Source organism: Cycloclasticus zancles 78-ME, assembly GCF_000442595.1.
Taxonomy (GTDB): Bacteria; Pseudomonadota; Gammaproteobacteria; order Methylococcales; family Cycloclasticaceae; genus Cycloclasticus; species Cycloclasticus pugetii.
Genome location: NC_021917.1, coordinates 724,061 through 745,026, shown reverse-complemented (window position 1 = coordinate 745,026; position 20,966 = coordinate 724,061). Strand labels below are relative to the sequence as shown.

Sequence of the window (20,966 nt, the reverse complement as noted above, 5' to 3'; positions counted from 1 at the left end):
ATTTATTTACTCTTTTATTTAGTATCACTAACTTCAATAGTTAGATGGCAGTTTCTTTTAAGAATTTTATTACCACGACCTTTAGCACGCGCTTTAAATCGTTTGTAAGTAGGTGCTTCATCAACAAATACTGTTGAAACATATAACTCATCTACATCAGCACCTTCATTATGTTCAGCATTAGCAATAGCAGAATTAAGAAGTTTCTTGAAACTATCTGCTGCTTTACGTGTACTAAAACCCAATAAATTCAAAGCACTCTCAACATCCATGCCTCTGATTTGATTTGCAACTAATCGGCCTTTTTGGGCTGAAAAATTAGCGTTTTTTAATTTAGCTTTAACTTCCATCACTGCACCAATGTTTATCTGGATTTTTTGTCAACAACATGACCACGGTATGTACGCGTTAACGCGAACTCACCTAATTTGTGGCCAACCATATTTTCGGTAATCAATACCGGCATATGCTGTCTTCCGTTGTGAATAGCTATCGTCAAACCAACCATAGTTGGCGAGATCATTGAACGTCTAGACCAAGTTTTAATTGGTCTACGATTATTACTTTCTGCGGCTGCTTCTACTTTCTTCATTAAATGAAGATCAACAAAAGGGCCTTTTTTTATGGATCTTGGCACAATATATCCTTAACGTTTTGTTCTATTTCTAACTATTAATTTATCAGTACGCTTATTTTTACGCGTCTTATAACCCTTTGTTGGCATACCCCATGGAGATACCGGGTGGCGACCACCAGAAGTACGACCTTCACCACCACCATGCGGGTGATCAACAGGGTTCATAGCAACACCACGTACAGTTGGTCTAACACCTCTCCAACGTTTTGCCCCGGCTTTACCAAGGGAAATCAAGCTATGCTCAGAATTACCAACTTCTCCGATAACTGCTCGACAACCAGATAAAACCTTGCGCATTTCGCCAGAGCGTAACCTTAACGTAACATGGTCACCATCTCTCGCAACAATTTGCACAACAGCACCTGCACTACGTGCTATTTGGGCACCTTTATTTGGTTTTAACTCAACACAGTGTACTTGTGTACCAACAGGTATATTCCTCATTGGTAAACAATTGCCTACTGTAATTGGAGCTACTTCAGAAGAAATCACTTCATCACCAACATTTAAGTTTTTTGGTGCAATGATGTATCGTCTTTCGCCGTCATTATATAGTATCAGCGCAATATTGGCAGATCTATTTGGGTCATATTGCAGACTTTCTACCTTACCAGGTACATCGAATTTGTTTCTTTTGAAGTCGATAATACGATAATGTTGCTTGTGACCTCCACCACGATGTCTTGTAGTGATCCTTCCGTTATTATTGCGCCCGCCTGACTTGCTTTTTTTAGCTAAAAGCGGCCCATGTGGTGCAGACTTACTAAGCTCAGCATTTTTTACTCTGATTACAAAGCGTGAGCCTGGTGAAGTTGGTTTTGATTTTACAATAGCCATAAGATTAATTTATCTTCCAGTTAGGCAGAAACAAATTCTATTTCTTGCCCAGATTTAATACGAACATACGCTTTTTTTACATCTGATCTTTTACCAAAACCTTTACCAAAGCGTTTAACTTTTCCTTTTACATTCAATGTTTTTACAGACTCAACATCTACACTAAATAGTTTTTCAACGGCAGCTTTGATATCAGCTTTATTAGCACTGCTATCAACCTTAAAGACATATTGATTATTAAGGTCAGCAGCAATAGAGCTTTTTTCCGTAACAACAGGCGCAGTAATTAACTGCAATAAGAATTCCTGATTCATTTTAAGCGCTCCTCTACTAATGCAATTGCATCAGCTGTTATACAAACTTTTTCATATGCTAGTAAAGAAACAGGATCAATTTCATAAGCAGTACAAACATCAACTTTATGTACGTTTCTACTAGCTAATTGCAAATTAACGTCTTCAGCCGCTAAAACGATTAAAACATTACTTAGGCCATTTTCAGCCAATTTAGCATTTAATAATTTTGTTTTAGGTTCTTCAATACTTAGCTCATCAACAACTACCAATCTATCTTGACGGATAAGCTCAGATAAAATTGACTTCATACCAACAGCGTACATTTTTTTATTTAATTTTTTGCTGTGATCTTGAGGTTTAGCTGCAAACGTTACACCACCAGTTCTCCAAATAGGACTTCTGATTGTTCCTGCACGAGCACGACCAGTTCCTTTTTGTTTCCATGGCTTGATACCACCACCGCTTACTTCTGATCGAGTTTTTTGCGCACGTGTTCCTGCTCTAGCATTCGCCATATAAGTAACAACAAGTTGATGAATTATCCCCTCGTTATATTCTTGGCCAAAGACCGCTTCAGAAACATCTTTACCTACGACAGGCGTTTGAATATTCATAATTTTGCCTATTTATTTGTTTTAATAGCAGGTGTAATAACAATGTCACTATTCTTTGAACCCGGTATCGCACCTTTAATTAATACCACAGACTTGTCTGTATCAATTTTTACGATTTCAAGGTTTTGAGTAGTCACTCTTTCGTCACCCATGTGACCTGACATTTTTTTACCCTTTAAAACACGACCTGGTGTTTGACATTGCCCAATTGATCCAGGCGCACGATGTGATAAAGAGTTACCGTGTGTAGCATCTTGCATTTGGAAATTATAGCGTTTGATAACACCCGCATATCCTTTACCAATACTTTTACCACGCACATCAATTTTTTGACCAGCTTCAAATATATCAAGTGATAAATCAGAACCTACTTCAAGGTCAGAGTCTTCTTCAAGTCTAAACTCCCATAAACCTCTTCCCGCTTCAACACCAGCTTTTTTGAACTGGCCCGCCTCAGCTTTATTAACTCGAGAGTTCTTTACATCACCCGTTGTTACCTGCACTGCAGAATAACCATCGGATTGTTCATTTAAAACACGTGTCACACGATTTGGCAAAATTTGTACTACAGAAACAGGAATTGACTCACCTTCTTCTGTAAACAATCTTGTCATTCCGCATTTACGGCCTACTAAACCTAAAGACATGATTTATCCTTTATTTTATATATTTAAAACTGATTTAATTCAGTTTAATTTGAACATCAACACCAGCTGATAAGTCTAGCTTCATCAGCGCATCAACAGTTTTATCAGTCGGCTCAACAATATCCATCATACGTTTATGCGTACGAAGCTCATATTGATCCCTTGCATCTTTATTAACATGCGGAGAAATAAGCACTGTAAAACGTTCTTTTTTTGTTGGTAAAGGAATAGGACCCATTACTTGAGCTCCTGTACGTTTCGCAGTCTCAACTATTTCACGTGCCGCATGATCTATTAAACGGTGATCAAAGCCTTTTAAACGAATTCTTATGGATTGTTTTGACATTTCAATTACTCAATAATTTTAGCAACAACACCGGCACCAACTGTTCGGCCACCTTCGCGAATAGCGAAACGTAAACCTTCTTCCATGGCAATCGGGTTGATTAATTTGACGGTCATTTGCACGTTATCACCTGGCATCACCATTTCGATACCTTCTGGCAAGTCACATGCACCTGTTACGTCTGTCGTTCTAAAGTAGAACTGTGGACGGTAACCGTTGAAGAATGGTGTGTGACGACCACCTTCATCTTTACCTAACACATAGACTTCTGCTTCGAAGTGTGTGTGAGGTGTGATTGATCCAGGCTTAGCTAATACTTGACCACGCTCTACGTCTTCACGTTTTGTACCACGTAGTAAGATACCAACGTTATCGCCAGCTTCACCTTGATCTAATAATTTGCGGAACATTTCAACACCGGTACACGTGGTTGTGACCGTGTCTTTGATACCAACGATTTCAATTTCTTCACCAACGTTGATAACACCGCGCTCAATACGACCGGTTACAACTGTTCCACGACCTGAGATTGAAAATACGTCTTCAACTGGCATAATGAAGTCGCCGTCTACAGCACGTTCTGGTAATGGGATGTATGAGTCAAGCGCTTCAACTAGTTTAAGCACGGATGGAACACCAATGTCTGATGTATCGCCTTCTAGGGCTTTAAGTGCTGAACCTGTTACGATTGGTGTGTCATCACCTGGGAATTCGTACATGTCTAATAGTTCACGTACTTCCATTTCTACTAGTTCTAATAGCTCTTCATCGTCAACCATATCCGCTTTGTTAAGGAATACGACGATGTATGGAACACCCACTTGACGTGATAACAAGATATGTTCACGTGTTTGAGGCATAGGGCCGTCTGCAGCTGAACATACTAGAATGGCACCATCCATTTGCGCCGCACCTGTGATCATGTTTTTAACGTAATCGGCGTGACCTGGACAGTCTACGTGAGCATAGTGACGTGTATTTGATTCATATTCAACGTGTGATGTTGCAATGGTAATACCACGCTCACGTTCTTCTGGTGCATTGTCAATTTCATCAAAGGCTTTAACTTCTCCACCCATGGCTTCAGCCATAACTTTCGTTAACGCAGCCGTTAATGTTGTTTTTCCGTGATCAACGTGGCCAATTGTGCCTACGTTTACATGGGGCTTATTTCTTTCAAATTTTTCTTTAGACATTGTAAATACCCGTCATTACTTAATATTAATAAAAAATTCTGCTTTTAATCTTTTCTTCTAACGCTTTAGGCACTTCAGCATAACTATCAAACATCATGCTGTATGTAGCCCTACCTTGCGTTGCAGACCTAAGGTCTGTTGCATAACCAAACATCTCGGCAAGCGGCACATCTGCATCAACCATCTTTCCAGCAGGACAATCATCCATACCATGAATAACCCCCCTACGCTTATTTAAATCTCCAACTACGTGACCCATGTACTCTTCTGGTGTAACCACTTCTACTTTCATCATTGGCTCTAGCACTTTAGGATCTGCTTTTGCTGCGCCATCTTTAAAACCAAGTGAGCCGGCTATTTTAAACGCCATTTCATTTGAGTCAACATCATGATACGAACCATCGTACAAAGTAACTCTAATATTTATCATGGGGTACCCTGCTAAAACCCCATTTTTCATTTGTTCTTTGACACCAGCCTCGACCGCACCAATATATTCGCTTGGTACTGAACCACCGACAATCGCATTTACAAACTCAAACTCTTGATCTTCTAGTGGCTCAATCTTCAACCATACATGGCCATATTGACCCTTACCACCAGACTGCCTTACAAACTTGCCTTCTTGCTTCACGACTTGACGGATAGTCTCACGGTAAGCAACTTGTGGTGTTCCAACATTGGCTACCACATTAAATTCTCTGAGCATACGATCAACGATTATCTCAAGATGAAGCTCACCCATTCCAGAAATAATTGTTTGCCCTGACTCTTCATCAGTATGCACTTTAAATGATGGATCTTCTTGTGCAAGCTTTCCCAATGCAACTGCCATTTTATCTTGATCTTGTATGGTTTTAGGCTCTACCGCAATTGAAATCACGGGATCCGGAAACTCCATACGCTCAAGTGTAATGGGTGCATTAATTGAACATAAAGTATCACCAGTAGTAACATCTTTTAGTCCAATTGCTGCCGCTATATCACCAGCATATACTTCTTTAACTTCTTGCCTATCATTCGAATGCATTTGCACCAATCGACCAATACGCTCTTTCTTATTTTTAAGTGGGTTATAAACAGTATCACCTGCTTTTAACACACCTGAGTACACTCTAAAAAATGTTAACGTTCCAACAAATGAATCCGTTAAAATTTTAAATGCTAATGCTGAAAATGGTGAGTCATCATCAGCACTTCTTATTTCTGGCTCTTCACCCTCAGATACTACTGAGGAAATAGCCGGCACATCTATCGGTGATGGTAAAAATTCCACAACCGCATCCAGCATTGCTTGTACACCTTTGTTTTTAAATGCACTACCACATAATACAAGCACTAACTCATTATTGAGAGTTCTCAAACGCAGTCCAAGCTTAATTTCTTCTTTAGATAACTCGCCAGAGTTAAGATACAGCTCCATTAACTCATCATTACCTTCAGCTGCTGCTTCAACTAACTGTTCACGAAGCGCTTCACATTCATCTTTTATTTCTTCAGGTATTTCACCTGTTACATGTGAAACACCCTTATCACTTTCATTCCAATAGATTGCTTGCATACTTATTAAGTCTACAACGCCTTTGAAAGCATCTTCAGCACCAATTGCATATTGCAAAGGCACTGCATTACAACCTAATCGAACTTTTAATTGATCGACCACACGCATAAAATTTGCGCCAGCCCGATCCATTTTATTCACAAACGCTATACGAGGCACTCTGTATTTATCTGCTTGCCGCCAGACCGTTTCCGATTGCGGCTCAACACCACCAACAGCACAGAAAACAGCACATGCTCCATCTAAAACTCTTAACGAGCGCTCAACTTCAATGGTAAAGTCAACATGCCCTGGTGTATCGATAATGTTGATACGATGCGTATCATACTGCTTATCCATCCCAGACCAGAAACATGTGGTGGCCGCTGAAGTTATCGTTATACCACGTTCTTGTTCTTGTTCCATCCAGTCCATGGTAGCTGAACCATCATGAACCTCACCCATTTTATGCGACACACCCGTATAAAACAAAACACGCTCTGTTGTTGTTGTCTTACCAGCATCAATATGAGCCATGATGCCTATATTCCGATAACGCTCAATTGGAGTACTGCGAGGCATCTTTATTCCTAAATTATTCTAAATATAATTACCAGCGGAAGTGAGAGAATGCTTTGTTCGCCTCAGCCATACGGTGAGTATCTTCACGTTTTTTAAATGCAGATCCTCTACTTTCTAAAGCATCAATAACTTCACCTGCTAATCTAGCAGACATAGATCGCTCACTACGTTTACGAGAAGCATCTATCATCCAACGCATTGACAAACCCATTCTACGATTTGGACGTACTTCTACGGGCACTTGGTAAGTAGCACCACCTACACGACGAGACTTAACCTCAACTGCAGGCTGAACTTTCTCTAACGCCTTAATAAGCGCATCAACAGGTTCCGCATGACCCTTGCCTTCAATCGTATCAAGAGCGCCATAAACAATCTTCTCAGCGATTGATTTCTTACCATCAACCATGATCATATTCATAAACTTTGCTAACACTAAATTACCAAACTTTGGATCTGGGAGGATTTCGCGCTTTATCGCTTTTTTTCTTCTAGACATTATTTAAACTCATTTAATATTAGTTTTTAGGGCGCTTAGCACCATATTTAGAACGGCCTCTACGACGCGCTTCTACACCAGATGTATCCAGGCTACCTCGGACTACGTGGTAACGTACACCAGGTAAATCTTTCACACGACCACCACGAATAAGTACAACCGAGTGCTCTTGGAGGTTATGGCCTTCACCACCAATATAGCTAGTTACTTCTGCGCCATTGGTCAGCCTTACACGAGCTACTTTACGAAGCGCTGAGTTTGGTTTTTTTGGTGTTGTTGTATAAACACGTGTACAAACACCCCGTCTCTGAGGACAAGCCTCTAGTGCTGGCACATTGCTTTTTTCTACTTTACGCTTTCTAGGTTTACGAACTAGTTGGTTAATAGTGGTCATATCTAATTTAGAGCTCCAAAAACTCGTGCAAAACATTTTCCACACATCCTATGACGTGCGTTTAAATTCTTATTTAGGTTATTTCAGTAAATATAAAAAATCCAATCTACCGAAGAGCGGGAATTTTAGGCAGATATCACTTATCTGTCAAGCATAATGAGTGCGTAATTATTCTTAGATAAGAAAATGCCAACCCATGGTTCAGGTTGGCATTCTTTAATCCCGCTACAATAGAATAATTAATTATTCTTGCATGTTAAGCGCTTGCTTCAACGCCTCTTCTGCCTCGTCATGTGCTGCTGCTGTAGTCACTTCTTCAACAATCTCTGGGCTCATCGATGCTGCTTTATTTTTCCTGCGTTCTAGGTGATGAGCCAAGCCTGTTCCAGCCGGTATAAGTCGACCAACAATGACGTTTTCCTTCAAACCATGCAAGTCATCTCTGGTACCTCTTACAGCTGCATCTGTTAGCACTCTTGTTGTTTCTTGGAAAGATGCTGCAGAAACAAACGATTCAGTCGCTAAGGATGCCTTTGTAATACCGAGTAGTACATTATCAGCTGTCGCAGGTACTTTACCTTCTGCTTCTAGTTGATCATTAACTTCAAGGAAACGAGTCTTTTCAACTTGCTCACCTTTGATGAATGAACTATCTCCACCAGACGTAATTTCAACTTTTCTTAACATTTGCCTGATAATTACTTCAATGTGTTTATCGTTGATCTTCACGCCTTGTAAACGATAAACATCTTGGATTTCATTTACCAAGTATCTCGCTAACTCAAAAACACCTCTCAATCTTAAAATATCATGTGGCGTTAATTCACCTTCAGCAATGGTTTCACCTTGCTCAACGTGCTCACCTTCAAATACTGTGATGTGTCTCCATTTTGGTATAAGCAATTCTTTAGTTTCACCATCTTTATCAGTGACTACTAAACGACGTTTACCTTTAGTCTCTTTACCAAAACTTACTGTACCAGTCATTTCAGCTAAGATAGCCGGATCTTTTGTTTTACGAGCTTCAAATAGATCGGCCACACGAGGAAGACCACCGGTAATATCACGAGTCTTACTTGATTCTTGTGGAATTCGCGCCAAAATATCAGCATTCTCTACGCTCATTCCATCAGTGACATTAACAACAGCACCTGCAGGCATAACATAATGCGCAACAATGGTAGTACCAGGGATATAGACCGGCTCACCTTGCTCATCAACCAAGGTAATAGCTGGTCTTAAATCTTTACCGCTACTTCCACGCTGTTTCGCATCTGTCACTACTAAAGATGTTAAGCCTGTGATTTCATCCGAATGTTGTTGAACAGATACACCTTCTACAAAATCGGTAAAGATAACTTTACCATTTACCTCTGTAATAACAGGGTGAGTATGCGGATCCCATGTTGCTAAGACCGCACCGGCTGATAAGGTGTCACCTTCCTTAGCTGATAATTCAGAGCCATAAGGTATCTTATAGTTTTCACGAGTACGACCATATTCATCAACAACACTGATCTCACCGGAACGAGAAATAACAATCAGTTTATTCTCTTTGTTCTCAATTGTTTTTAGCTTGTCATTAAACGTTAGTGTACCTTCAGATTTTATCTGAATACTATTGATCGCAGCTGAACTAGACGCCGCACCACCAATATGGAAAGTACGCATAGTAAGCTGTGTACCAGGCTCACCAATTGACTGCGCTGCTACCACACCTACCGCTTCACCTAGGTTAACTAATTGTCCTCGGGCTAAATCGCGGCCGTAACACATCTTACAAATACCCTTACGATTTTCACAACTAATCGCAGAACGGACCATCACCTTATCTACACCCATTTCTTCAAGACGTTCTACCCATGCCTCGTCAATTAGTGTATTCCTTTCAACAATAATTTCATTAGTTGCGGCGCTAATGACATCTTGCGCGATAACTCGACCCAGTATTAAATTACCCAGTGGCTCAACAACCTCTCCACCTTCAATTAGCGGTGTTACTTCAAGGCCATTTTCAGTACCACAATCATCTGTTAAAACGACCATATCTTGTGCCACATCAACCAAACGACGAGTAAGGTAACCAGCATTCGCAGTTTTTAAAGCCGTGTCAGCCAAACCTTTACGAGCACCATGTGTAGAAACGAAGTACTGTAGAACGTTTAAACCTTCTCTGAAGTTAGCTGTAATAGGTGTTTCAATAATTGACCCATCTGGCTTAGCCATCAGGCCACGCATACCAGCAAGCTGTCTAATCTGCGCTGCTGAACCACGAGCACCAGAATCAGCCATCATGTAAACAGAATTAAATGATTTCTCCTTAACTGTTTCACCTTTGGCATCAACGACATCGTCGCTACCTAAGTTATCCATCATTGCCTTAGCAACTTGCTCATTAGTATGAGACCAGATATCAATGACTTTATTGTAGCGTTCGCCATTAGTCACAAGTCCAGATGCATATTGACTCTCAACATCTTTAACTTCTTTTTGCGCTGATTTGATTAATTTACTTTTACTTTCCGGGATAACCATATCGTTAATACCAAACGATACCCCTGACTTAGTAGCATTTGAGAAACCAAGATACATAAGCTGATCAGCGAAAATAACCGTTTCTTTATCACCCAATTGGCGATAAGACGCATCAATTAACTGCATAATCGCTTTTTTAGTTAAATCTTTATTAACTAAATCAAAGTCTAATGATTTTGGAACAATATTCCATACTTGAGCACGACCCGTTGTCGTTTCAACAAGACGTCTGGTCACTGTGGTTTCACCGTTTTCATCGGTGTGCATCTCTTCAATACGAATTTTAACCTTTGAATGAAGACCAACAACGCCTGACTGGATAGCACGTGCCGCTTCTTCTACATCACTGAACGCCATGCCTTCACCAAGACCATTGATACGTTCGCGTGTCATGTAGTACAAACCCAACACAACATCTTGTGAAGGCACAATCACTGGCTCACCGTTTGCTGGAGACAAGATATTGTTTGTCGACATCATCAATGTTCTGGCTTCTAACTGTGCCTCTATCGATAATGGAACGTGGACAGCCATTTGATCGCCGTCAAAGTCAGCGTTAAACGCAGAACAAACTAACGGATGTAATTGAATCGCTTTACCTTCAATCAAGGTTGGTTCAAATGCTTGAATACCAAGACGGTGAAGTGTAGGAGCACGGTTCAGCATGATAGGATGCTCACGAATCACTTCTGCAAGAATATCCCAGACTTCAGGCCCTTCACGTTCAACCTGTTTCTTAGCTACTTTAATGGTTGTTGCTTCACCACGTAATTGTAATTTGTTAAAGATAAATGGCTTAAATAATTCAAGCGCCATTTTCTTAGGTAAACCACACTGATGTAATTTTAAGGTAGGTCCAACAACAATGACTGAACGCCCAGAATAATCAACACGTTTACCTAGTAAGTTTTGGCGGAAACGACCTTGCTTACCTTTAATCATATCAGCTAAAGATTTTAACGGACGACGATTCGTACCTGTAATAGCACGGCCTCGTCTACCATTATCTAACAATGCATCAACAGATTCTTGAAGCATACGCTTCTCATTGCGAACAATGATGTCTGGCGCACTAAGGTCTAATAGACGATGTAAACGGTTATTTCTATTAATAACACGGCGATAAAGGTCGTTTAAGTCTGATGTCGCAAAACGGCCCCCATCTAATGGCACCAAAGGTCTTAATTCAGGTGGAAGTACAGGAAGCACTCTTAAAATCATCCATTCTGGTTTGTTTTTAGATTCAACCAGAGCCTCTAAAACTTTTAGACGCTTAGATATTTTTTTAATCTTCGTTTCAGATTTAGTTGCATTAATATCTGTACGACACGATTCCATTTCAGCGTTCAAATCAAGGGCTTTCAAAAGCCCATCAACCGCTTCCGCACCCATCAGTGCTGTAAATTCATCACCATGCTCTTCAAGGGCATCTAAGTGCTCTTCTTCTGTCATCAAAGTACCGGCTTCAAGCGCAGTTAAACCCGGATCAACAACAACAAATGATTCGAAATACAATACTCGCTCGATATCTCGTAATGTCATATTGAGTAATAAGGCGATACGTGATGGTAGCGACTTAAGGAACCAGATATGAGCAACTGGAGAAGCAAGGTCAATATGACCCATACGTTCACGTCTCACTTTAGACAATGTGACTTCTACACCACATTTTTCGCAAATAACACCGCGATGTTTTAGACGTTTATATTTACCACACAGACATTCATAATCATTAACTGGGCCGAAAATTTTTGCACAGAAAAGGCCATCTCTTTCTGGTTTAAATGTACGGTAATTAATCGTTTCAGGTTTTTTAACCTCGCCATATGACCATGATCTGATCATATCAGGTGAAGCTAGACCTATACGAATGGCATCAAACTCTTCAGTTTGGTTTTGTTGCTTTAAAAAATTGAGTAGATCTTTCAAGACCGTATCTCCTTGTTATCAGTTTTTGTTCAGCTAAATGCTAATAGAAAAAGAAATTAATCTTGTTCTAACTCTATATTGATACCCAGCGCTCTAATCTCTTTAACTAACACGTTAAATGACTCTGGCATTCCTGGATCCATTGTATGATTTCCATCAACAATGTTTTTGTACATTCGTGTACGTCCAGAAACATCATCAGACTTAACTGTTAGCATTTCCTGCAAAGTATATGCTGCACCGTAAGCTTCTAGTGCCCATACTTCCATCTCACCGAAGCGTTGGCCACCAAATTGTGCTTTACCACCAAGTGGTTGTTGAGTCACTAAGCTATAAGGTCCTGTTGATCTAGCATGCATTTTATCGTCAACCAAGTGATTAAGCTTTAGCATATACATGTAACCTACCGTCGTTTCTCTATCAAACGCTTCACCTGTACGGCCATCATAAAGTTGCACTTGACCCGTGTCTGAACGTCCACCAAGTTTCAACATTTGCTTCACTTCTGTTTCTGATGCACCATCAAACACTGGCGTAGCCATCGGAACACCGCCCTTTAAGTTTTCAGCCAATTCTAGAATCTCATCATCACTAAATGAGTCTAAATCTTCTTTACGACCACTGGTGTTATATACTTTATCTAAAAATTTACGCACTTTATCGACATTGGCTTTTGCTTCAAGCATTTTACCAATTTCATTACCTAAACCTTTAGCAGCCCACCCTAAGTGAGTTTCTAGCACCTGTCCAACGTTCATCCGCGAAGGAACACCCAATGGGTTTAGGACAACATCTACAGGGGTACCATCTTCCATATAGGGCATATCTTCTTCAGGTACAATCATTGAGATAACACCTTTGTTACCATGACGACCCGCCATTTTATCACCCGGTTGAATGCGTCGTTTAACAGCTAGATACACCTTAACCATTTTCAATACACCTGGCTGAAGGTCATCACCCATTGTAATTTTCTTACGCTTTTCTTCAAATAATTCATTAAGATCAATTCGTTGCTGTTCAATTTGTTCAGCTACTGCTTCAAGTTGAACATTAAGCCCTTCATCTTTGAATTTAATTTTTAACCAATCATGATTAGAAATACTAGATAGGTATTCTTTCGTAACTTTAGTGCCTTTTTTCAGTTTCTGTGGCCCAGAAACGGCCTCTTTGTCTAAAATAAGCTTTTCAACACGTAAAAACGTATCACCTTCAACAATCCTTAATTGATCATCAAGGTCTTTCTTAACACTGGCTAATTCTGCATCTTCAATTTCAATTGCACGTGCATCTTTATCAACTCCATCACGTGTAAATACTTTTACATCGATGACAGTACCTTGCATGCTTGAAGGAACTCGTAATGAAGTATCTTTTACGTCAGAAGCTTTTTCACCAAAGATCGCCCTTAACAATTTTTCTTCAGCAGTTAACTGACTTTCGCCTTTAGGTGTTACTTTACCAACAAGAATGTCGCCACCTTTAACTTCGGCACCGATATATACAATTCCAGATTCATCAAGCTTAGATAATGCACCTTCACCTACATTTGGAATATCAGCTGTAATTTCTTCAGAGCCTAATTTCGTGTCTCGTGCAACGCAGACTTTTTCTTCAATATGAATGGTAGTCAGGCGATCTTCCTTAACAACTTTTTCAGAAATAAGAATCGAATCTTCAAAGTTATAGCCATTCCAAGGCATAAACGCGACCATCATATTTTGACCAAGCGCTAATTCACCCATGTCAGTCGATGGACCATCAGCAAGAACGTCACCTTTAGCAATCAAGTCCCCTGGTTTTACCAATGGACGTTGGTTAATACAGGTGTTTTGGTTAGATCGTGTGTATTTTGTACAATTGTAAATATCTACACCCGATTCACCTGTTAACGTTTCTTCATCATTAACACGAACGATAATTCTTGACGCATCAACGTCATCAATTACACCACCACGCTCTGCAACAATTGTTACCCCTGAGTCAACAGCAACAGCACGCTCCATACCAGTACCTACCAGTGGCTTATCTGCCTTAAGGGTTGGAACTGCTTGACGCTGCATATTAGAGCCCATCAACGCACGGTTAGCATCATCATGCTCGAGGAAAGGAATAATAGAAGCCGCAACAGATACAATCTGTTTTGGTGATACATCCATATAGTCAATTTTATCAGCTGTTGCAATGGCAAACTCTTCTGCATGACGACATGTCACCATGTCTTCTACAAACCGGCCATTTTCGTCAATTTCAGCATTCGCCTGCGCGATATAGAAACGACCTTCTTCAATAGCTGATAAAAAGTCAACCTGATCAGTTAATTGGCCATCAACAACTTTTCTATACGGAGTTTCTAAGAAACCGTACTCATTAGTACGCGCATAAACAGCTAATGAGTTGATCAAACCAATATTTGGCCCCTCAGGTGTCTCAATAGGACACACTCGACCGTAATGAGTTGCATGCACATCTCGAACCTCAAAACCTGCTCTTTCACGAGCTAAACCACCTGGGCCTAAAGCAGAAACACGACGTTTATGTGTGATTTCTGATAACGGGTTATTTTGATCCATAAACTGCGACAATTGGCTTGAGCCAAAAAATTCTTTAATCGCAGCCGCTACAGGTTTTGCATTAATGATTTCCTGAGGCATTAAACCTTCAGAGTCTGCAATTGAAAGGCGCTCTTTAACAGCTCGTTCAACACGAACTAAACCGACTCTAAATTGGTTCTCAACCATCTCACCAACAGAGCGAATACGTCTGTTACCCAAGTGGTCAATATCATCAACTGAGCCTTCACCATTACGGATACTAATTAGCTCTTTAAGTACATCAATAATGTCTTCGTTACTCAGTACACCAGGACCTGTTATTTCTTCACGGCCAAGACGAAGATTAAACTTCATTCGCCCAACTGTTGAGATGTCATAACGGTCTAATGTGAAAAACAAGTTCTGGAATAACTTTAGCGCTGATTCTTTCGTTGGTGGCTCACCTGGTCTCATCATACGATAAATTTCAACCAAGGCATCTAGCTGATCTACGGTTGAATCAATTTTCAACGTATTTGAGATAAAAGCACCTTTATCAAGATCATTTACATACAGTGTCTCAATTGTCGTTGCACCGCTATGTACAATATCGTCGATATTATCTTCAGTAACCTCTTCATTCAGATCGACAATAATCTCACCTGTTTCTTGGTTAACTATGGGCGTAGCCATAATTTTTCCAATCAGGTATTCACTCGGTACATCAATTTGCTTAACACCAGCTTTGCTTAAGTCACGAATGTGTTTAGCTGTTACTCTACGCCCTTCTTCAATAAGGGTTTTACCATTGACCTTAACATCAAAACCAACAATTTCACCACGTAACCTTTCAGGCACGAGTTCCATTGTGAGTCCATTTTTGTTTAGGTGAAATACATTCTTTTCAAAGAACATATCTATAATTTGATCGTTAGTAAACTCTAACGCTTTAAGTAATACAGTGGCCGGCAATTTTCTACGACGATCGATACGTACATATACGATATCTTTATGATCGAATTCAAAGTCTAACCAAGAACCACGGTATGGAATAACACGGGCAGAAAAAAGTAATTTTCCAGATGAATGCGTCTTACCTTTGTCATGATCAAAGAACACACCAGGAGAGCGGTGCAGCTGCGACACTATAACGCGTTCAGTACCATTAATAACGAACGTACCATTATCAGTCATTAAGGGTAATTCACCCATATAAACTTCTTGCTCACGTATATCTTTTACGCGCTTAGAGCCAGCAGGAGAGTCTTTATCATATATGACAAGCCTGACCTGTACTCTTAATGGTGATGCATATGTAGCACCACGTGATTGACATTCTTTAACATCAAACTTGGGCTTACCCAATCGGTAACTCACATATTCCAAAACAGCATAACCGGTATGACTAGTTATTGGAAACACACTACCTAACGCAGCGTGAAGACCAACAGAGTCAAGTTCATCTGCTTTTGCAACTTCGGATTGAAGAAAACGTTTGTAAGAACTAATTTGTGTTTCTAACAAGTAAGGCGTTTCCATTGCTCCTTCTTGTCGACCAAATGTTTTACGAATACGTCTTTTCTCAGTATATGAGTACGCCATTTTTAAACCCTTTTTAATCAATTACTTCTAAATTTAGACTACATTCCAATTTAGAAACTTAATACCCTACAACGGGAAATAGGCCGACAGTTAACAACTGCCGACCCTATTCTTTTAAAAGCTTTTATAGCTTTTTAGTAACAACAAGAATTACTTAATTTCAGCAGCAGCACCTGCTTCTTCAAGTTGTTTTACTGTTTCTTCAGCTTCATCTTTTGACACTGCTTCTTTAACTGGAGCTGGAACACTTTCTACTAATGTTTTCGCTTCTTTCAAGCCTAGGCCTGTGATACCACGTACCGCTTTAATAGCAGAAACTTTGTTATCACCGAAGCTTGTCATAATAACGTCAAACTCAGTTTTTTCTTCTACGGCAGCCGCTTCGCCACCCGCAGCTGGTGCAGCCGCTACAGCAGCCGCTGCAGACACACCAAATTTTTCTTCCATCGCTTCAACTAGTTCTACGACGTCCATTACACTCATGTTTGAGATTGCTTCTAAAATATCTTCTTTGGAGACAGCCATTGTCTTAACCCCTATAATTTAAATTTGTTTGAAAAAATAATACCTATGCAGCCTGCTTTTGAACGCGGACAGCATCGACAGTTCTAACCAATTTCGCATGTGGCTCAGCAAGCGTTCTGACGAATTTCTCGACAGGTGCTTTCATCACAGACATCAACATACTGATTGCTTGGTCTTTTGTCGGTAGTTTAGATAGTCGTTCGAGTTCTGAAGCCTCAAGTAATTGGCCACTGACAGAAACAAATTTTGTTTCTAGCTTTGCATGGTCTTTACTAAAGGTTTTCACCAATCGAGCCGCACAACCTGGATCTTCCATCGAGAACGCTACAATTAGCGGGCCCAATAAAGCGTCTTGAATACATTCAAAATCTGTATTTTCAACTGCTTTTCGTACCAACGTGTTTTTTACCACACGTAAATACACACCAGATTCACGAGCTTGTTGACGAAGCTCAGTCATCTCAACAACAGTCAAACCACGGTATTCTGCTGCAACCACTGAAAATGCATTTGCAGCTACCTCAGCCACTTCAGCAACTACCGCTTGTTTTTGCTCAAGATTTAGTGGCATATATACCTCCTGACTACTGTATGTAATAACCTAAGTTATTACGGTTTATAAAACCCAAAAAGGGCACCCTAACGGGGCCATCCTTTAAAATAAAATTAAGGACTTTACCGCCTGCGTAGGAAATTAAGCAAAATCTGCTCCTACGGTCTTTGACGATTGTTAATTATTTTAACAATCCAAAGTTTTGCTTCGAATACGAAGCTTCTAGCCAATAGAAACGCTAGATTGATCAACCATCAGACCAGGGCCCATTGTGGTTGACACACTAATTTTCTTTAAGTAAACACCTTTAGCAGCAGCTGGTTTAGCTTTGATCAAATCAGACAACAGTGCTTCCATGTTTTCTTTAAGTGCATTTTCATTAAACGTTGTTTTACCTATACTGCAATGGATAATGCCAGCTTTATCAGTTCTATAACGCACTTGACCACCTTTAGCATTTCTTACAGCGGTTGCCACATCTGCAGTAACTGTTCCAACTTTCGGGTTAGGCATCAAACCACGTGGGCCCAATATCTGCCCAAGTGTACCAACAACACGCATAGCATCAGGTGACGCAATCACAACATCAAAATCCATCTCGCCCGCTTTTACTTGGGCAGCCAAATCATCCATACCTACAACATCTGCACCTGCTTCTGTTGCAGCTTCAGCATTTGCACCTTGAGTAAACACTGCAACGCGAACAACTTTACCTGTACCATTTGGCAATAATGTAGACCCTCTAACATTTTGCTCAGATTTACGTGAATCAATGCCAAGATTGACGCTTACGTCTACTGATTCTTCAAATTTACTGATGGCCAGTTCTTTTAGAATTGAGAACGCATTGTTTGCATCATATGCTTTTCCGGGCTCAACTTTCTCTTTAATTAGTTTTGCTTTTTTGGTTAGCTTAGCCATTTACACACCCTCCACATCAATACCCATACTACGAGCACTACCCGCAATCGTTCTTACAGCAGCATCCATATCAGCTGCAGTAATATCTGCATCTTTTACTTTGGCAATTTCTTCAAGCTGTTCACGTGTCACCTTTGCAACTTTTACAGTATTTGGTGTACCACTACCTTTTTGAATACCGGCTGCCTTTTTTAATAAAATTGAAGCTGGAGGTGTCTTGGTGATAAATGTAAAGCTTTTATCAGCGAAAACTGAAATAACCACAGGGATAGGCAAGCCTTTTTCCATACTCTGAGTTTTAGCGTTAAACGCCTTACAAAACTCCATGATATTTACACCGTGCTGACCCAACGCTGGACCCACTGGTGGACTTGGATTTGCTTCACCTGCTTTCACCTGTAACTTAATATAGGCATCAATCTTTTTAGCCATCTTACTCTCCTAATTGGGTCAAACGCCTTACGGCTCCCCCGTTAATAACAATCAGACCTTTTCGACCTGACCAAATTCTAAGTCTACCGGTGTGGCACGACCAAAGATCAATACGGATGCGCGTAACGAGCTTTTATCATAATTGACTTCTTCGACTGTACCATTAAAGTCTTTGAATGGCCCATCGTTAATGCGAATAACCTCACCTACTTCAAAGAGTACTTTAGGTCGTGGCTTCTCAACACCTTCTTGTATTCTATTAAGTATTTTATTTGCTTCAGCTTCTGAGATAGGTGCTGGACGATCACTTTTACCACCAATAAACCCTAATACTTTATTTGTGTCTTTTACCAAGTGCCAAGTATCATCATCTAGTTCCATTTGAACCAATACATAGCCTGGAAAAAACTTGCGCTCACTTCTTTTTTGCTGACCTTCACGCATTTCTACAACTTCTTCAGTTGGCACTAAGATCTCACCGAACTTATCTTGCATACCTTCACGTTCAATCGCCTCTTCCAATGAGCTTTTTACTCTGTGCTCAAAGTTTGAATAAGCGTGAACCACATACCAACGCAACGTCATATTATTAGCCTTAACCTGTTATATAGCCAATGCCCCACATAAGCAGGCCATCAAACATCCATAATAAAATTCCAACAAACAAAACCATCACTGCAACAATTAACGTCGTCTGCATGGTTTCTTTTTTAGTTGGCCAAACAATCTTTTTAAGCTCAATTTTAGAGCCCTGAGCAAATTGCCACAATGATTGCCCTAAGCCTGTGCTATACACCAAACCAACTGCAAAAGATAACGCAACAAGCAAGCCTATTACTCGAAACAACAAAGACTCATCTGCGTAATAATAAAACCCAGCTATTGACGCGACTATAACTACAACTGCTAACGCTAATTTTGCTACATCCAGTTGACCAGAGCCTTGATCTGTTTCTGCATTCATAGTGATTAATTTCTCTCGATCAAAGTAAGAAAGGTCAGCACCTTCCAAATGGCAGGCCAGGAGGGAATCGAACCCCCAACCTGCGGTTTTGGAGACCGCTGCTCTGCCAATTGAGCTACTGACCTATACTTATTGAATTAAATTTTATTATGTTATTACTCAATAATTTTAGCAACAACACCGGCACCAACTGTTCGGCCACCTTCGCGAATAGCGAAACGTAAACCTTCTTCCATGGCAATCGGGTTGATTAATTTGACGGTCATTTGCACGTTATCACCTGGCATCACCATTTCGATACCTTCTGGCAAGTCACATGCACCTGTTACGTCTGTCGTTCTAAAGTAGAACTGTGGACGGTAACCGTTGAAGAATGGTGTGTGACGACCACCTTCATCTTTACCTAACACATAGACTTCTGCTTCGAAGTGTGTGTGAGGTGTGATTGATCCAGGCTTAGCTAATACTTGACCACGCTCTACGTCTTCACGTTTTGTACCACGTAGTAAGATACCAACGTTATCGCCAGCTTCACCTTGATCTAATAATTTGCGGAACATTTCAACACCGGTACACGTGGTTGTGACCGTGTCTTTGATACCAACGATTTCAATTTCTTCACCAACGTTGATAACACCGCGCTCAATACGACCGGTTACAACTGTTCCACGACCTGAGATTGAAAATACGTCTTCAACTGGCATAATGAAGTCGCCGTCTACAGCACGTTCTGGTAATGGGATGTATGAGTCAAGCGCTTCAACTAGTTTAAGCACGGATGGAACACCAATGTCTGATGTATCGCCTTCTAGGGCTTTAAGTGCTGAACCTGTTACGATTGGTGTGTCATCACCTGGGAATTCGTACATGTCTAATAGTTCACGTACTTCCATTTCTACTAGTTCTAATAGCTCTTCATCGTCAACCATATCCGCTTTGTTAAGGAATACGACGATGTATGGAACACCCACTTGACGTGATAACAAGATATGTTCACGTGTTTGAGGCATAGGGCCGTCTGCAGCTGAACATACTAGAATGGCACCATCCATTTGCGCCGCACCTGTGATCATGTTTTTAACGTAATCGGCGTGACCTGGACAGTCTACGTGAGCATAGTGACGTGTATTTGATTCATATTCAACGTGTGATGTTGCAATGGTAATACCACGCTCACGTTCTTCTGGTGCATTGTCAATTTCATCAAAGGCTTTAACTTCTCCACCCATGGCTTCAGCCATAACTTTCGTTAACGCAGCCGTTAATGTTGTTTTTCCGTGATCAACGTGGCCAATTGTGCCTACGTTTACATGGGGCTTATTTCTTTCAAATTTTTCTTTAGACATTACGCACCTTTTATTCGAATATTAATTTAAATTAAAA

The 20,966-nt window shown here is 40.4% G+C and carries 20 protein-coding genes, 1 tRNA gene and 1 other annotated feature; all 21 genes read right to left on the bottom strand.

All coding sequences use genetic code 11. The features are described from left to right. Positions 1-14: 14 nt before the first annotated feature. The 21 genes from rplV to tuf (CYCME_RS03580) all read right to left on the bottom strand — a co-directional run bounded on the left by rplV (position 15) and on the right by tuf (CYCME_RS03580) (position 20,929). Complete coding sequence (rplV, locus tag CYCME_RS03680; protein WP_015006514.1) at positions 15-350, bottom strand: 50S ribosomal protein L22; 336 nt, start codon at positions 348-350, stop codon at positions 15-17. A gap of 14 nt (positions 351-364) precedes the next feature. Next, a complete protein-coding gene (rpsS, locus tag CYCME_RS03675) occupies positions 365-637 on the bottom strand; it encodes a 30S ribosomal protein S19 (RefSeq protein ID WP_015006515.1) in 273 nt (90 codons plus the stop codon). Positions 638-646: 9 nt separating this feature from the next. Continuing rightward, positions 647-1,474, bottom strand: a complete 828-nt coding sequence (gene rplB / locus CYCME_RS03670; RefSeq protein ID WP_016389917.1) for a 50S ribosomal protein L2 — start codon at positions 1,472-1,474, stop codon at positions 647-649. A 20-nt stretch (positions 1,475-1,494) separates the two neighbouring features. Beyond that, positions 1,495-1,788 (bottom strand): 50S ribosomal protein L23, encoded by a 294-nt coding sequence (gene rplW / locus CYCME_RS03665; RefSeq protein ID WP_015006517.1) that lies wholly within the window; start codon positions 1,786-1,788, stop codon positions 1,495-1,497. Continuing rightward, positions 1,785-2,384, bottom strand: coding sequence for a 50S ribosomal protein L4 (gene rplD / locus CYCME_RS03660; RefSeq protein ID WP_015006518.1), 600 nt, complete (start codon positions 2,382-2,384; stop codon positions 1,785-1,787). The genes rplW and rplD overlap by 4 nt, the downstream gene beginning before the upstream one ends. Positions 2,385-2,392: 8 nt before the next feature. Next, positions 2,393-3,031, bottom strand: coding sequence for a 50S ribosomal protein L3 (rplC, locus tag CYCME_RS03655; protein ID WP_015006519.1), 639 nt, complete (start codon positions 3,029-3,031; stop codon positions 2,393-2,395). A 34-nt stretch (positions 3,032-3,065) separates the two neighbouring features. Then, the gene (gene rpsJ / locus CYCME_RS03650; RefSeq protein ID WP_015006520.1) at positions 3,066-3,377 is read right to left on the bottom strand and encodes a 30S ribosomal protein S10; all 312 of its coding nucleotides are present in this window, start codon (positions 3,375-3,377) and stop codon (positions 3,066-3,068) included. A gap of 5 nt (positions 3,378-3,382) precedes the next feature. Next, positions 3,383-4,573, bottom strand: coding sequence for an elongation factor Tu (gene tuf, locus CYCME_RS03645; RefSeq protein WP_015006521.1), 1,191 nt, complete (start codon positions 4,571-4,573; stop codon positions 3,383-3,385). A gap of 25 nt (positions 4,574-4,598) precedes the next feature. Further along, positions 4,599-6,695 carry an elongation factor G gene (fusA, locus tag CYCME_RS03640; protein ID WP_020932176.1) on the bottom strand — a complete coding sequence of 699 codons (2,097 nt, stop codon included), beginning with the start codon at positions 6,693-6,695 and terminating at the stop codon, positions 4,599-4,601. Between the two features lie 28 nt (positions 6,696-6,723). After that, positions 6,724-7,194 (bottom strand): 30S ribosomal protein S7, encoded by a 471-nt coding sequence (gene rpsG, locus CYCME_RS03635; protein ID WP_015006523.1) that lies wholly within the window; start codon positions 7,192-7,194, stop codon positions 6,724-6,726. Positions 7,195-7,213: 19 nt separating this feature from the next. Continuing rightward, positions 7,214-7,588 carry a 30S ribosomal protein S12 gene (gene rpsL / locus CYCME_RS03630; RefSeq protein ID WP_016391041.1) on the bottom strand — a complete coding sequence of 125 codons (375 nt, stop codon included), beginning with the start codon at positions 7,586-7,588 and terminating at the stop codon, positions 7,214-7,216. A gap of 243 nt (positions 7,589-7,831) precedes the next feature. Beyond that, a complete protein-coding gene (gene rpoC / locus CYCME_RS03625; RefSeq protein ID WP_015006525.1) occupies positions 7,832-12,052 on the bottom strand; it encodes a DNA-directed RNA polymerase subunit beta' in 4,221 nt (1,406 codons plus the stop codon). Between the two features lie 56 nt (positions 12,053-12,108). After that, entirely contained in the window at positions 12,109-16,188 is a 4,080-nt protein-coding gene (gene rpoB / locus CYCME_RS03620) for a DNA-directed RNA polymerase subunit beta (RefSeq protein WP_015006526.1), read from the bottom strand. A gap of 150 nt (positions 16,189-16,338) precedes the next feature. Next, positions 16,339-16,713, bottom strand: coding sequence for a 50S ribosomal protein L7/L12 (gene rplL / locus CYCME_RS03615; RefSeq protein WP_015006527.1), 375 nt, complete (start codon positions 16,711-16,713; stop codon positions 16,339-16,341). 43 nt (positions 16,714-16,756) lie between these two features. Then, a complete protein-coding gene (gene rplJ, locus CYCME_RS03610; RefSeq protein WP_020932175.1) occupies positions 16,757-17,284 on the bottom strand; it encodes a 50S ribosomal protein L10 in 528 nt (175 codons plus the stop codon). Positions 17,285-17,330: 46 nt separating this feature from the next. Next, positions 17,331-17,455, bottom strand: a sequence feature (ribosomal protein L10 leader region). Positions 17,456-17,488: 33 nt separating this feature from the next. After that, positions 17,489-18,187, bottom strand: a complete 699-nt coding sequence (gene rplA / locus CYCME_RS03605) for a 50S ribosomal protein L1 (protein ID WP_015006529.1) — start codon at positions 18,185-18,187, stop codon at positions 17,489-17,491. Then, a complete protein-coding gene (gene rplK / locus CYCME_RS03600) occupies positions 18,188-18,619 on the bottom strand; it encodes a 50S ribosomal protein L11 (protein WP_015006530.1) in 432 nt (143 codons plus the stop codon). Between the two features lie 51 nt (positions 18,620-18,670). Further along, positions 18,671-19,204, bottom strand: coding sequence for a transcription termination/antitermination protein NusG (gene nusG, locus CYCME_RS03595; RefSeq protein WP_015006531.1), 534 nt, complete (start codon positions 19,202-19,204; stop codon positions 18,671-18,673). 10 nt (positions 19,205-19,214) lie between these two features. Further along, on the bottom strand, positions 19,215-19,583 hold the full coding sequence (secE, locus tag CYCME_RS03590) for a preprotein translocase subunit SecE (RefSeq protein ID WP_020932174.1): 369 nt from the start codon (positions 19,581-19,583) through the stop codon (positions 19,215-19,217). Positions 19,584-19,632: 49 nt separating this feature from the next. Then, positions 19,633-19,708: transfer RNA gene (locus tag CYCME_RS03585), tRNA-Trp, on the bottom strand. A 30-nt stretch (positions 19,709-19,738) separates the two neighbouring features. Further along, on the bottom strand, positions 19,739-20,929 hold the full coding sequence (gene tuf / locus CYCME_RS03580) for an elongation factor Tu (RefSeq protein ID WP_015006521.1): 1,191 nt from the start codon (positions 20,927-20,929) through the stop codon (positions 19,739-19,741). Positions 20,930-20,966 lie beyond the last annotated feature (37 nt).